This window comes from Alteromonas confluentis (assembly GCF_001757105.1).
GTDB classification, from domain to species: domain Bacteria; phylum Pseudomonadota; class Gammaproteobacteria; order Enterobacterales; family Alteromonadaceae; genus Alteromonas; species Alteromonas confluentis.
Genome location: NZ_MDHN01000010.1, coordinates 18,306 through 31,568, shown reverse-complemented (window position 1 = coordinate 31,568; position 13,263 = coordinate 18,306). Strand labels below are relative to the sequence as shown.

The following is a 13,263-nucleotide window of genomic DNA, read 5'->3' as shown; positions in this document are numbered from 1 at the left end:
GCAACCTATTCCTTGACACTTTTTACCAGTACGGAAGCAAATTGTTCTGCCATTGCTTTTCGACTCGCTGGCGATACCTGCGTATTCAAAATATGGGTGATAACATTTCCCAGCACCATGAGCTGAAGATCTCTGTTTGCCTGATTTTCCTCAAGGGTGAGGATAACTTTATTCATTAGCGCTTCAAAATCCGAATCGGAGTAACGGCTTTGTTGGGGCATTGCGACGCCTCTTTTACTGTTTTCTTTTTCAAAAAAGAATGGAATTTAATTTCAAATGATTATAATCGTTGCTCGGGTGATAACAATCATTCATTCGTAAATCCCGCAAATACGCTGTAAATTCTTAACAAACAGGACTTCTTTTAGCCTATGAGTGCACTGATTCACCATTTTGTCGTTCATCGTTTGGTCGTTACCGATGAAGGCAAGCTCTCAATTATTCCCCGTGACAAATGCCTTGCAGTAACGCCGGAAATTGAATCATTGGCCCATCAGATAAACCACAGTTTTAACAGCAAGCCGGGTAAAGGGGTTGGCCACTTTACCGATTCAGCGGAAACCGCAGAGGGTAGCGTGCCGTTTAAAGCCTCTCTTGCTGACTTCATGCATGCGCAAAAAGAACGGGTGGATAATTTAGAAGACATCTTTCATCAGTTTACGGTGTCGTCGGGTGACAAACTTATCAAAGCCCTTACTGACACGGGCAGTGTGCAAACCGGTTTTCTGATTTTTTGTCAGTATGAATTCCTGGCAACCCAATACTTAATGATCACGTTGTTAAACACCCGTTCCCACGTGGAGATTAACCAGGCGTTGGAATTAAATGCCCGCGAGCACCTTGATTTAGCCAAAATGCAGCTCGCGGTACGTATTGATCTTACACAGCTTGAAATTCAGCCGGAGCAAAAGCGCTACGTGAGCTTTATTAAAGGGTTGATGGGTCGTAAGGTGTCAGATTTCTTTATGGATTTCATTGGCTGTGAAGAGCTGGTGGATATTAAGCAACAGAATAAACAGCTTATCTCGTCCGTTGACGCTTATCTGGCCAGCGAAAACCTGGATCGTAATGAACAAGAGCAGCATCGCGAAGAAGTAAAATCTTACTTTAAAGAAAAAATTGATGCGGGAGAAAGCCTGTCTATCACAGAGTTGTCTGGACGTTTATCACCCGAAAGCGACAGTGAGCACAGTTTCGAGGCCTTCACGCAAACGCTAGATGCACCCTTGGAAGCGTCTATTCAGCCCGATCCTGCTGCGTTACGCCAGTTAGCAAAATACACCGGCCAAGGCGGCGGTGTTTCGTTAAGCTTTGAGCGAAAGCTTCTAGGTGAACGGGTCATTTACGACCCCGTATCGGATACCCTTACCATTAAGGGCATTCCTCCTAATTTGAAAGATCAGTTGACCAGACAGTCAAAAAATTAACTAATTTTACCGCCGGCACTGGCTTGGCTGGCAGTGTGGGTGGTAAAATCGCACATTCTTTGTTTCTGTTCGCTTGCTGCGATGATTCGCCAGGCTTCAAGATGAGAAACAGTTTCTTTTGGTTATTTATCGTATAATGCCGGCTGATTATTTCCGGTAGTAAGGTTTTACATGCAATTATTTGTTAACGACCTCACCGTTATGGATTTCTCTTACCTGTGCCCTAAGCGCGGCATGGTAGGTGAAAGCTGGATTGTCGACGTGGTGTTATCTGGCGATCTGAACGATGAGAGTATGATTCAGGATTTCGGTAAGGTTAAAAAGAATCTTAAGCGCCTGATTGATGACTACGTCGACCATAAATTGCTGGTACCTGCCGATTACAATGATGTTGCAATTATTCGTAACGACGACGAACAAGTTGATGCGCGTTTTACCTGTGAGGATGGCCGGGTGTTGCAACTGTATTGCCCGGCGGAAGCCTATGCGTTCATTTATGGTGAAAGCGTCACCATGGAGTCCGTTGGCTTATATTTGCGGGAAGTCCTTGCCACACATTTGCCTGAGAATGTGGACAATTTGGAACTCATCCTGCGTACAGAAGTGATCACAACGCCGTTTTATCATTACACCCACGGGCTAAAAAAGCATGACGGCAATTGTCAGCGTATTGCCCATGGTCACCGCTCTAAAATTGATGTGTTTGTCGATGGCCAAAATAGCCTGGAGAGCCAGGAATACTGGGCTTCTCGCTGGGAAGACATTTATATTGCTTCGGAAGAAGACCGTCTGGCCTTCGATAAACGTCAGGCCAGTGGCGATGTGCCAGGTGATCAGTCTTACAGCTGTTTTGCCTATGAATCATCACAAGGCTATTTCGAAATTTTGTTGCCCGATGCTGACTGTGAAGTGGTCACCACAGATTCTACCGTAGAGTGTTTGGCACAGTTTATTTATGATCAAGAAAAGCAGCGCAAGCAAGGGGCTGCGGTCAAAATTCTTGCTTATGAAGGCGTGGGCAAAGGCGCACTGGTGTGCGACTGATGAAAAGCATCGCCCAGGCCGTTGTGGCCTGTACATTTTTGCTAAGTGTATCTTCTATGGTGCATGCCGAGGCCAACGACTCTGGGCTTGTATTGAACGGAAAGTTTACCCAGGGCAGTTTATTTCGTGGTCAATTACCCGTTGGAAGCAAAATTATGCTCGATGGGGAAACACTGAAGCAAAATGACCAGGGCAAGTTTGTATTCGGCTTTGCCCGTGATGCCAAACTGAATCATCGTCTTAGCTGGACACTGCCAGATGGGTCATCCGGCAATCGTGACATCACGCTTAAAAAGCGTGATTACAATATTCAGCGCATAGACGGCCTTAAACCTTCCATGGTCACGCCGCCACAAGAAACCATCGACAGAATCAATCGCGATAGTGCCAATGTGGGTAAAGCAAGAGCAGGCGTTTCTGAGCTTGATGCATTGTTCACCGGGTTCGTCTGGCCAGCAGAAGGCCCTATCACCGGTGTTTACGGCAGTCAGCGTGTATTAAATGGTGTACCAAAAACACCACATTATGGCGTTGATGTGGGCGCGCCGACGGGCACACTGGTGGTTGCACCGGCTGCAGGCGTTATTACGTTATCGGATGATTTGTATTACAGCGGCAACACCGTCATTCTTGATCACGGGATGGGTGTGTATTCCACATTTTTGCACCTCGATGCGTCTGATGTGAAAGTGGGCGATGTTTTAAAGCAGGGCGATCCTATTGGTAAAATTGGTGCCACAGGCCGTGCTACTGGGCCCCATTTAGACTGGCGCCTGAATCTTGGTAAGATGCGCCTTGATCCGGCCTTGCTGGTACCCGCGCGACATTGATCTTAGCGATTGAAGTGATAAACAAAAACGACGGTTGCAACCGTCGTTTTGTGTTTAAGGCACATTCATTCTGCTAAAGGCACCTTAGCTAGTGAGCCATTCCGCCAGTTTTTCTTTATCCTCGATGGTGAAGTAACAAGCTTCCTGGCGTTCTTCGATAACCGGCAATTTCAGAGTAAGCAACCGACCATCACGGATAACAGTGATTGCGAGTTCTGTTTTATCTGTTTGATTAAGCAGACGTTGCAGCAGTACATCACCAACCACGTAGCCTTCAAGGGCGATGATCTTATCATTCACCTGTAGACCGGCGAGATCAGCGGCACCGCCTTCAAATACTACCTGTACTGTCACACCCAAATCGGCAGATTTAATGGCAGCGCCCAGCGGGTGTTTTTGATACGCCGGCGAGGGTGGAACGCCACCGCGATCGGCGGCTGAGTTTTTAGGCCGCGTGTGCAGGCACAAGCCGATATCTGCCAGCCAATCATTAAGTGGTACATCTTCGTAGCCATAAACCACTTTCTGCAGATAGTCAGACACATCAATGTTGAATTCAGACTGACACACTTTCTCTATGACGTCGTCTGGTGTGCCTTTTTCGTCGGCCCCGTAATCTCGCCACAGTGCTTGCATCAGATTATCTAGCGAAAACTTGCCAGCCGACGCTCTACGCAACAATAAATCCAGCCCAAATGCGATAATGCCGCCTTTGGTGTAATAGCTGACAATATTGTTGGGTGCACTGGCGTCTTGTTTGTAGAACTTTGTCCATGCATCAAAACTGGATTCCGCCACAGATTGCTTAAAGCGGCCTTTTGTTACTTGTAGGCGGGTAAGGTTCTGACCCACAATCTCCAAATATTTTTCCGGCGATATCAACCCAGTTCGCGCCAACGTGACGTCATCGTAAAAACTGGTAAAGCCCTCATAAATCCATAGTTGAGGCGTGTACACTTCCTGGCTGAGATCCGGTGTGAGAAAAACGGCAGGGCGTAATCGCTTTACATGCCACGTATGAAACAATTCATGGCAACACAGGCTGAGGAAGGTGACGTATTGATCTGTTTTAGCGCCACCTTCACGTTCCAGTGGTAAATCAAAACGGGGATAAAGCAGGGCGGTTGAACTGCGATGCTCCAGGCCGCCGAAACCTGCGTCACTGAGCAGCGTCATAAAGATGTAGCGATCGACAGGGTATGGTTTTCCGAACAAAGAAAGGTGATGCTGACATACCGGTACCATGTCTTCGCAAATGCGTTTGGTATTAATAGGCGTATTGCCACTGAACAGGAATACAAATTCCGCGCCGTCTACGTTAACGCTGTCGAGCACACATTCACCCATAAAGAGGGGGTGATCGATAAGTTCGGCATAATTTTCACACAAATAATGCGCGCCATTTTGATCGGTTAGCGGCATACTGGTTTCTACGTGCCAGTGATCGAGGGCTTCTGGCAACGATACGGTCACTTCACACGTCGCGTTGGATAACGCCGGCACTTCCAGAAACACACTGGTACCATTCACAAATCCGTATTCGTCATTGAGATAGGCTGCGCGTACCGATAGGTCGAAAGCATAAACAGTATAAATGACACTGGCTGCTTGTTTGTTGGTGACCAGCGACCAGGTTTGTTTATCTGTTTTTTCCACAGCGAGTGACTCGCCTGACGCGTTGGTTGCATTGAGCGTGATGATATTTCGGGCAAAATCACGCACCATATAGCTTCCCGGGATCCAGGCTGGGAGAGCGAGCACCAACACATCATGGTCTGTAGCCGGAATTGTCATTGTGACGGAGAACGTATGCTGTGAACGTGAAAGAACAGAAATGTCGTAACGAAGTGATGTCATTGAAACACCCGATAAATAAAGCGGTAATTAATGATGCCCTAGACAACACACTTTGTCAGCAAGGAAACCTGTTATAAAATCATGGCGATCACAAAGGAGTTAACGGATTAATGAGTAAACAGGATGCGCTTGGTCTGAACAAAGAAGACATCGCGGCTTTACGCAATCTGCAACCGGGTACGGTAGTAGACGTGCAGGTTGATACGCCCGTATCGGTTCAGCGTCTGAAAACTCACTATATCGGCATGGATATTGGCAAAGCCTTTTTCTTCCAAATTCCCAATACCCACAAGTGGGCGAATGTACGTGGGCATTTAGCCGCAGGCAGTGAAGTGGTGGTTCGCTTTATCATTGAAGGCGGCTACGGTGAGGTGATTGCATTTAAAGTGTCGTTGATGAAGGCCTTTAGTAAACCGGTTTCTATGCTCATTACGACATTTCCCGATAGAATTCAGAAGCTGGGTTTGCGTAGTGATCAACGCGCTCAGCCCGGAATTCCAGTTAGCGTCTACACTGATAGTGAAGAAAAAGAGCGCGTTAGAGGGCTCATCATTGATGTGTCTAAAACCGGATGCAAATTGGCCATCAAATCGGATGACCCAGATCTAAAATTCGATGCTAACAAAATGATAACATTGGGCTGTAAATTAGATGGCGATACGATTAGGATAGAGAGCAAAGTGAAAAACGTCGCTGAAGTAAAAGGCTACTTTTACTACGGTATTCAATTCACCGGTGAATTAGCCGCTGTGGAAATATTGATAGACAGATACATACTCGCATTGTGAAGCACATTAAGGTGGGGTCTGCTTCTTATGCCTGGTAAGGAGCATTAATGCGTCACATTGAAACACTACTCACGAAATACGAAGAAAGCCATCGCAATCACACCAATGTGCTCATTCACGCGATTGCGGTGCCGTCTATTTATCTTGTCACGCTGGGATTGTTGTGGAGCATTCCGTTACCGGCTTTTCTCGCTGAAACCGATTTAACCTGGGCACACATTCTGGTGTTGCCGGCACTTTACTACTACTTCATGTTGTCGGGGCCGATAGGTGCAGCCATGACATTTCTTACCATTGTCAGTTTTGGCATTATCAACCTAATTGATTCACTGGGTATTTCGGTATGGCAATTTAGTTTGCTGTTATTTGTGGTTATGTGGATTCTGCAATTTGTCGGTCACAAAATAGAAGGAAAGAAACCCTCGTTTCTTGATGACGTGCGATTTCTGCTTGTTGGGCCTGCATGGTGGTGGACCCATTGGTTTAAAAGAATGAATATTAACTGGTAATTGAAACGCTTAGCTGGGGCAATTACTTCGTTTAAATGCTATTCATCACTGCGACCAGAAGCCCCCGAGGCACGACCAAGTCAGTCACGTTCATCAGCAAACTGCGTATAATAAAATTACTATTTGATTTATCGGTAATAAAGTGAGTCGCTGGCAACAACTTTTCGAAAGCAACGAGCGCTTGTTCTGGACTTTGCACAGTGTAGGCTGGGCAGGGTTTGCACTAATTTATTATATCGGCTCGTTCCTTCATGATGTGCGTCCTATTTGGGTGTTCATTATTTTACTGAATGCCTATGCTGGCTGGCTTCTTACCGTTCCTCTTCGTTATATTTTCCGCTGGGCGCGCACCCAGTCACCAATGAAAATGGTGATTGTTGTGGTGTTGTCCTGCTATGTGGTCGCGCTTGTGTGGGCCGTGGTAAAAAATGTCAATTACTGGGAAATTTATAAACACGGCTATCGTCCTGATACCTGGTACCTTTATTTTACCAACACCATTAATTCACTTATTATGGTGGGTTGCTGGACCGGCACGTATTTCGGTATCAAAAACTTCCAGATGCTGCAAAAAGAAAAGCAGAATGCGCTGAAGGCCAGTACTATGGCACATCAGGCGCACATCAAAATGCTGCGCTATCAGCTTAACCCACATTTTCTTTTCAACACCTTAAACGCAATTTCCACACTGATCTTGCTTAAAGAAAATGACATTGCAGAAGCTATGGTATCCCGTTTAAGTGATTTTCTTCGCTACTCCTTAGACAACGATCCTATCAAACGGGTATCGCTGGGCGAAGAAATCAAAGTGCTTAGATTGTATTTAGAAATTGAAAAAGTCCGGTTTGATGATAGATTGGACGTTGTGTGGGATATTGATGACGAATGTGATTCCGCGCTGGTTCCCAGCATGATCCTCCAGCCGTTAATTGAAAACGCAATTAAACACGCCATTTCCAGAATGGAAAATGGTGGTCGAATTTCTATTTCTGCACGTACCTTTGGTAATGATTTATTACTCGACGTGGCCGATAACGGCCCTGGTGCAGAAATCAAAAATGGTCAACTACATCGTGAGAACGGGGTAGGGTTAGTCAACATTAAGGAACGTTTACAGTCTCTTTATCAGCGCAATTTTGCTTTTTCGGTTGAACATAATCAGCCGTCAGGCATACGCGTGAGACTGCGGATCCCTTACGAAGTATAAGATGTAGAATATGAGTGATCGTAAAATTAAAACCGTCGTGGTAGACGACGAGCCACTGGCAAGGAAAGGATTACGCACGCGTTTAGAACGACACACTGATGTTGAAGTGGTTGCAGAGTGTCAGAACGGTCTTGATGCGGTTAGTGTTATTTCAAAAAATCGTCCCGATCTGGTATTTCTGGATATTCAGATGCCGGGACTTAATGGCTTTCAAGTAATTCATAAGCTGCGGGAATTGAATCAGCCAATTCCTATGATCGTGTTTGTTACGGCTTACGATAGCTATGCAATTAAAGCCTTTGATATCCACGCAGTAGACTACTTGCTAAAACCCGCAGACGATGCGCGTTTGTCCGATGCATTGAAAAAAGTACGTGAGTATTATTCTACGCAGCATCAGGATGAGCAGTCCCGTAAATTGGTGAATCTGGTTGCGGAACTCACCGGTGATGATTGCGAAGAAATCTTGCGCAAACTGGCAAGCGGCGAAGAAATTGAAACCAATCCATACCCTGATGTACTAGCTATTAAGGATGGGTCGGAAGTTACCCGTGTTGCGGTACAAGATATTCAGTGGATTGATGCTGCCGGCGATTACATGTGTGTCCATGCTCTCGATGGTATGCACATTATGCGTAAAACCATGAAAGAACTCGAGCAGGAACTGAATCCACAATGGTTTGTTCGTGTTCACCGTTCAGCCATCGCTAATATTCGCTTTGTTAAAAAGCTGGTGAGTCACATTAGTGGTGAATACCACCTTATCTTGCAAAATGATACAGAGTTGAAAGTTAGCCGTAGTCATCGAGATAAAGTGAAAGCGGCAATGAAAATGTAACTGCTTGGAAAACGGAGCTATTTAGCTCCGTTTTTGTTTATCTTGTCTAGGAAAAATGTCCTGTTTACCGTTACGCGTAACGGTTATTCATCAATAATGTCATGGTGTTCACCGATAGATCGTCTAGTGGTTTGCTGTGTTCCCATGTAAGCGGTAAGGGCACTTCCACTGCTTGTCCATTTTGCTCGCCAACCATGATGCCGGTTATTGGTTTGCCAATGAGTGTAGCGGCGTGTGCGCCCAGTTTCATGGCTAACAGACGGTCTTGAGATACCGGCGAACCGCCTCGTTGGACATGACCTAAGATCACCGGTCGCACTTCCGTTTCTGTTCGCTGCTCAAGTTTGCTAACAAGGTCGGCAATACCGCCAGGCCAGAGGTTTTCAGCTAAAATGATGATGTAGCTTACATTGCCTCGTTGGTCTCGACGTTCATTGAGCTGGGTAAGAATATCTTTCAGTGTTTTTTCTTCATTCTCAAAAAGCTCAGGCAGGATGACATAGTCTGATGCGGACGCAAGGGCACCGTTTAATCCCAGAAAGCCCGCATGACGCCCCATGACTTCGACAAGGAAAACCCGTTCAAAGGCATCTGCTGTATCTCTGACTTTATCCACGGATTGCACCGCCGTTTCGATGGCGGTGAAATACCCAATGGTGGCATCTGTGCCTACAATATCGTTATCGATGGTGCCCGGCAGACCAATGATTTGCCCGTCCCAAAAATTGCCCAGATGCTGTGCACCGCGAAATGAGCCGTCACCGCCAATCACAAATAAGGTTGTTACTCCGAGTTCATCTAAATTGGCAGCGGCTAATCGGGCCGATTCGTCGGTTTTAAATTCGAGGCAGCGGGCACTGTGCAATATCGTGCCACCCCGTTGCGTAAGGTTGTGCATTTGGCGAGCATCGAGTTCGCGGTATTGCTGTTTTAGTAAGCCATTGTATCCATGAAGATAACCCAACACATCAAAACCAGAACGTTCACAGACTAAAACGATGGCGCGGATACAGGCGTTCATTCCGGGAGCGTCACCACCAGAGGTGAGAATAGCCACTTTCTTACTCATGGAAATTCCTTACAGTTAAGTCATGCCATTATGACAGCATCACCGGCGATGACTATTGATGTCGGTCAGCTTAAAATTTTTCCACCTGTTGAACCATCATGAAAGGTTTAGCTCTTATCTAAAATTCAAAATGTTACTAAGCATTAATGACGGTTTAACCGCGGCATAAAACCTTGTACTGTGAGTGTAATCGTCTTAGTGCTACTTTCAAATCATTTACTGAACGCGGATATTCAATGAAAAAATGCTGGCTAGTGTTGTTGATGTTGTTCATGAGCGGTTGCAGTAGCAAACTCGCTTATAACAATCTGGATTGGCTGATTTACTGGTACATGGATGACTACGTTGAATTAAACGATCAACAGGAAGCCATCTTTGATAAGCGATTGGAACAATGGATAGACTGGCATCGCAGCGAGGAAATGCCACGTTATATTGCGCATCTTAATGCGGTTCGCGACGATCTTAATGAAAACTCGCTTACCGAATCACGTTTGCTGTCACACTATGAAAAAGCCACGGCGCATTGGCAGCGGTTACGGGCAGAAATTACCCCCGAGCTGGCAAACATGGCGCAAAAACTATCTGACGAGCAGGTTATTCGCCTGTTTGCTGCCCTGGAAAAAGACAATAAAGAATCTGAATCGTCGATTAATGAAATCGACGAGAAATCACCAGAAGAACAGGCGAACCAACGTATAGAAGACCTCCGAGAGGATATGTCGTCTCGCATCGGCGCCCTTACTGACGAACAAAAAGCCATCATAGACAGATTCGCGCCAACGTTTAAGCGTTCAAGCCGGTTATGGCTAAATTATCGCCGTGATTTGCAGCAGCGTGCACGGGCACTGTTTGCTAATCGTGAAAATAACCCTGATTTCGTGAATGATTTAACAGCATTAATGATGAATCCTGAACAGTATCGCAGCCCCGAGTTTCTTGATGTCTGGAATAACAATCGAACCCAGCATGCCAAATTGGCGGCCGAAATCTCTCAAACCCTTACTGCTAAGCAAAAACGCAAGCTTGTAGCTCAAATCGACGATATGATTAGCGACCTTGAGGATTTATTGGATGATTAATTGTTGGATACCGCGTACCGGCCTGTTTATGGTTTTTTACTCTCACTGTTAACGGCTTTTCTTTGGGGTGTGTTACCCGTAGCGCTTACGCTGTGTTTAACCGTGATGGACAGCCCCACCATTACATTTTTCCGCTTTATCACGGCGGGCGTGGTAGTACTTGCTTTACTGCAACTGAATAACAATATTCCAACGTTAAACATGTTGTCAAAAAAGGCGTGGTGGTTGGCCATCGGCGCCACCATCATGTTGGTGACTAACTACGTAACCAATGTAATGGGGCTACGATTTCTCAGTGCATCCAGCGCCCAGGTATTAATGCAAATTGCGCCATTTGTGTTGATGCTTGGCGGCATTCTTATTTACAAAGAGTCGTTTACCAAAGTGCAGTTCTGCGGTGCGGTGCTGCTGGTTTGCGGACTCGGCTTGTTTTTTAATCAGCGACTGCCACAAATCTTTGCGTCGGAAACAGAAAGTGTATGGGGTATTGTCATCATCGCGGGCTCAGCCATCGCCTGGGCGTGTTATGCATTAGCACAAAAGCCGCTGTTAAAGTCGTTGTCCGCCCGTCAGTTAACGTTGATCATGTATCTGTTAGGTAGTGTATTGTTATTGCCGGTGAGTACACCTGGCGAGATTATGGCGATTGACACTATTCAATTTGCCGCCCTGGTATTTTGTTGTCTTAATACATTGGTCGCCTACGGGGCGTTTACCGAAGCCATGCGCGTGTGGTATGCCTCGAAAGTCAGTGCGGTGCTGGCGGTTCAGCCATTGTTTACGTTCATCAGTATGACGATAGCCGAGAACATTGCGCCGGAGGTTTTCCATCAGCCTGATCTCGATAGTATTGCGTATACAGGTGGGTTTTTAGTGGTGTGTGGTTCAATGCTGGCTGCTTTAGGGCGGAAGAAGCAAAAAACGGTTTTATCAAGCCGCCTTGCTGGTAAGGCCGGATAGCTCTTCTTTTAAATCAGACAGTTTTTGTGCGTACTGCTGCTTCAGGGATTGGCCCTCCAGCATGGTTAACAAACGGCGGGATTCATTTTGTAAGCCAGGTTCTTGTTTTGTTTGCGCATGCATTAACTTCACCACACACTGCAGCAAATTCAATGCGACGCCGGTATTCACTGGCGCAAATTGCAATGCACTTGTGAAAGAGCGGCGGGCGGCAGTGTAATCACCGGCTTGGTAATGATCGATGCCTTCTTTGTTATGTCGAGCGTATAACTGTCTTTTTTCCAGGGCTTTAGTCTGTTCCGACTTGAGTGTACTGTCGGTAAACCGGTTCATCTGGTCATCACTTGCCAGTGCGGCCAATGCTTCCGCTTCGTCATATTCACCCACGGCGTAAAGCACTTTTATGCTGTCAGGAATGTAGCTTTGGGGATAGTGATCGTACTTTTCTTCAATGGCTTGCTGTCCGCCAGACAACACTCGTTTTGCTTCAATCAATTTACCGTCGAGGCTATGAAGTCTGGCATTGAAGAGTGCCTCATAAATGGTGAAGTCGAAATCGTCGTTGTATCGAGACAGATAATCATCACTTTTACCCCGTTGCACGGCAAGGCTAGCCTCGTGCTGATATTTATTGCGTGTACGTTTATCGTCAGCATGCTCAGCCACTTCAAGAATACTGCCAATGTAATTACACCACACGTTGGCATTGTTTCTTGTAACTTTGCGGGACAACTTCCAAATGGCCAGGGCACACTCACTAATCATTACGTAATCTGCATTTTCGCGGGCAATTTCGCTGGCAATATGATGACGGTCGGTTGAATATGGACTGATTTTGATCGCCTGCTTGATGGTTTCAGCCGCTGCTTCAGGTTCATTATTGTGTAATTGGCACTCAGCAATAACATCGTATGCCTCGGCATTAAATTTACTTTGCTGAACAACAGCACATGCCGTTTTTCGTGCCTTATCGATTTGGCCCAGTTTAAGCCAATTTCGCGCCAACGCCGTTTGTAGCCAGGGCACTGGCCTGTCTTCATCAAAATCGCTAAGTACACTTAGCGCCTGTTCAAAGCGCTTCTCCCGCCAATAAATTTCTACCAGAAGCCGTGCTATTGAGCCGCGATAGCTTTTATTTGTTTTCAGCAGCTTTTCTGCCTCTTTTTGTGCTTCTGTGAGATCGGCGTTATCGAGGGCTTGATAAATGGGCAGAAGGACTTGGCGTTTATGCCAGCAGCGTTCAAGACGTGTGCTTAACTGGTTTTGAGAAAAAGGCTTTATTAGATAGTCGTCTGGTGTGCGTTCCAAAGAGCCTAGTACGTAGGGTCGTGTGCTGTCGGCACTGATCAACATCACGATACAGTCTGGCTTAGCTAAGCGACGCATTTTTAATTCTTCTATGAATTCGAAACCGTTCTTCTTGTCAGATCCGAGATGAAGATCGCAAATGACGATATCGAACTTGCGCTTTTTACATAATGATAGCGCTTGTTCTGCGGATGATTTGGTGACCACTTCGGTGGCGCCCATTGAATGCATGAGGCCGCGAAGGACCAGCAGAAAAGGGCGCTGGTCTTCAATAATCAACACGCGTTTGTCCGCATAATTCATCGATAGTCGCCCTTTTCTATTCGTCGACATAATGATCGTAC

At 46.2% G+C, this 13,263-nt stretch carries 13 protein-coding genes; 9 read left to right on the top strand and 4 right to left on the bottom strand.

The features are described from left to right. Nucleotides 1-5 precede the first annotated feature (5 nt). Nucleotides 6-221, bottom strand: a complete 216-nt coding sequence (locus BFC18_RS04685) for a YejL family protein (protein ID WP_070124046.1) — start codon at nt 219-221, stop codon at nt 6-8. A gap of 150 nt (nt 222-371) precedes the next feature. On the opposite strand from BFC18_RS04685, the gene yejK reads away from it, so the two are divergent. From yejK to BFC18_RS04670, 3 genes are all read left to right on the top strand, one after another. Beyond that, complete coding sequence (gene yejK, locus BFC18_RS04680; protein ID WP_070124045.1) at nt 372-1,427, top strand: nucleoid-associated protein YejK; 1,056 nt, start codon at nt 372-374, stop codon at nt 1,425-1,427. Nucleotides 1,428-1,598: 171 nt separating this feature from the next. Further along, complete coding sequence (locus tag BFC18_RS04675; protein WP_070124044.1) at nt 1,599-2,471, top strand: 6-carboxytetrahydropterin synthase; 873 nt, start codon at nt 1,599-1,601, stop codon at nt 2,469-2,471. Further along, on the top strand, nt 2,471-3,301 hold the full coding sequence (locus BFC18_RS04670; protein ID WP_070124043.1) for a M23 family metallopeptidase: 831 nt from the start codon (nt 2,471-2,473) through the stop codon (nt 3,299-3,301). Before BFC18_RS04675 ends, BFC18_RS04670 begins: the two co-directional genes overlap by 1 nt. A gap of 84 nt (nt 3,302-3,385) precedes the next feature. Here the strand turns inward: BFC18_RS04670 and BFC18_RS04665 are convergent, their stop codons facing one another. Then, nucleotides 3,386-5,158: a M61 family metallopeptidase gene (locus BFC18_RS04665; protein WP_070124042.1), complete on the bottom strand. Its 1,773-nt coding sequence runs from the start codon at nt 5,156-5,158 to the stop codon at nt 3,386-3,388. A gap of 110 nt (nt 5,159-5,268) precedes the next feature. Between BFC18_RS04665 and BFC18_RS04660 the strand changes: the two genes are divergently transcribed. The 4 genes from BFC18_RS04660 (at nt 5,269) to BFC18_RS04645 (ending at nt 8,500) form a co-directional block, all read left to right on the top strand. Beyond that, nucleotides 5,269-5,946 (top strand): flagellar brake protein, encoded by a 678-nt coding sequence (locus BFC18_RS04660; protein WP_070124041.1) that lies wholly within the window; start codon nt 5,269-5,271, stop codon nt 5,944-5,946. 47 nt (nt 5,947-5,993) lie between these two features. Further along, nucleotides 5,994-6,455, top strand: coding sequence for an Mpo1 family 2-hydroxy fatty acid dioxygenase (locus BFC18_RS04655; protein WP_070124040.1), 462 nt, complete (start codon nt 5,994-5,996; stop codon nt 6,453-6,455). A 142-nt stretch (nt 6,456-6,597) separates the two neighbouring features. After that, nucleotides 6,598-7,662: a sensor histidine kinase gene (locus BFC18_RS04650; RefSeq protein ID WP_070124039.1), complete on the top strand. Its 1,065-nt coding sequence runs from the start codon at nt 6,598-6,600 to the stop codon at nt 7,660-7,662. Nucleotides 7,663-7,672: 10 nt separating this feature from the next. Further along, nucleotides 7,673-8,500 carry a LytR/AlgR family response regulator transcription factor gene (locus BFC18_RS04645; RefSeq protein ID WP_070124038.1) on the top strand — a complete coding sequence of 276 codons (828 nt, stop codon included), beginning with the start codon at nt 7,673-7,675 and terminating at the stop codon, nt 8,498-8,500. Nucleotides 8,501-8,570: 70 nt separating this feature from the next. On the opposite strand, the gene BFC18_RS04640 is transcribed toward BFC18_RS04645, so the two are convergent. Beyond that, the gene (locus tag BFC18_RS04640; RefSeq protein WP_070124037.1) at nt 8,571-9,569 is read right to left on the bottom strand and encodes a 6-phosphofructokinase; all 999 of its coding nucleotides are present in this window, start codon (nt 9,567-9,569) and stop codon (nt 8,571-8,573) included. 236 nt (nt 9,570-9,805) lie between these two features. Here BFC18_RS04640 and BFC18_RS04635 point away from each other — a divergent pair, with 236 nt between their 5' ends. Both BFC18_RS04635 and BFC18_RS04630 read left to right on the top strand, forming a co-directional pair. Further along, entirely contained in the window at nt 9,806-10,651 is an 846-nt protein-coding gene (locus BFC18_RS04635; protein WP_070124036.1) for a DUF6279 family lipoprotein, read from the top strand. Continuing rightward, nucleotides 10,652-11,611, top strand: a complete 960-nt coding sequence (locus BFC18_RS04630) for a DMT family transporter (protein ID WP_245680340.1) — start codon at nt 10,652-10,654, stop codon at nt 11,609-11,611. It abuts the gene before it with no gap. Here BFC18_RS04630 and BFC18_RS04625 read toward each other — a convergent pair. Then, nucleotides 11,582-13,252 carry a response regulator gene (locus tag BFC18_RS04625; protein WP_245680339.1) on the bottom strand — a complete coding sequence of 557 codons (1,671 nt, stop codon included), beginning with the start codon at nt 13,250-13,252 and terminating at the stop codon, nt 11,582-11,584. The genes BFC18_RS04630 and BFC18_RS04625 overlap by 30 nt on opposite strands. Nucleotides 13,253-13,263: the final 11 nt, after the last annotated feature.

Bases quoted from the DNA above. Each gene is read 5' to 3' on its own strand.
- BFC18_RS04685 (WP_070124046.1), bottom strand. From the start codon at position 221: ATGCCCCAACAAAGCCGTTACTCCGATTCGGATTTTGAAGCGCTAATG.
- yejK (WP_070124045.1), top strand. From the start codon at position 372: ATGAGTGCACTGATTCACCATTTTGTCGTTCATCGTTTGGTCGTTACC.
- BFC18_RS04675 (WP_070124044.1), top strand. From the start codon at position 1,599: ATGCAATTATTTGTTAACGACCTCACCGTTATGGATTTCTCTTACCTG.
- BFC18_RS04670 (WP_070124043.1), top strand. From the start codon at position 2,471: ATGAAAAGCATCGCCCAGGCCGTTGTGGCCTGTACATTTTTGCTAAGT.
- BFC18_RS04665 (WP_070124042.1), bottom strand. From the start codon at position 5,158: ATGACATCACTTCGTTACGACATTTCTGTTCTTTCACGTTCACAGCAT.
- BFC18_RS04660 (WP_070124041.1), top strand. From the start codon at position 5,269: ATGAGTAAACAGGATGCGCTTGGTCTGAACAAAGAAGACATCGCGGCT.
- BFC18_RS04655 (WP_070124040.1), top strand. From the start codon at position 5,994: ATGCGTCACATTGAAACACTACTCACGAAATACGAAGAAAGCCATCGC.
- BFC18_RS04645 (WP_070124038.1), top strand. From the start codon at position 7,673: ATGAGTGATCGTAAAATTAAAACCGTCGTGGTAGACGACGAGCCACTG.
- BFC18_RS04640 (WP_070124037.1), bottom strand. From the start codon at position 9,569: ATGAGTAAGAAAGTGGCTATTCTCACCTCTGGTGGTGACGCTCCCGGA.
- BFC18_RS04635 (WP_070124036.1), top strand. From the start codon at position 9,806: ATGAAAAAATGCTGGCTAGTGTTGTTGATGTTGTTCATGAGCGGTTGC.
- BFC18_RS04625 (WP_245680339.1), bottom strand. From the start codon at position 13,252: ATGTCGACGAATAGAAAAGGGCGACTATCGATGAATTATGCGGACAAA.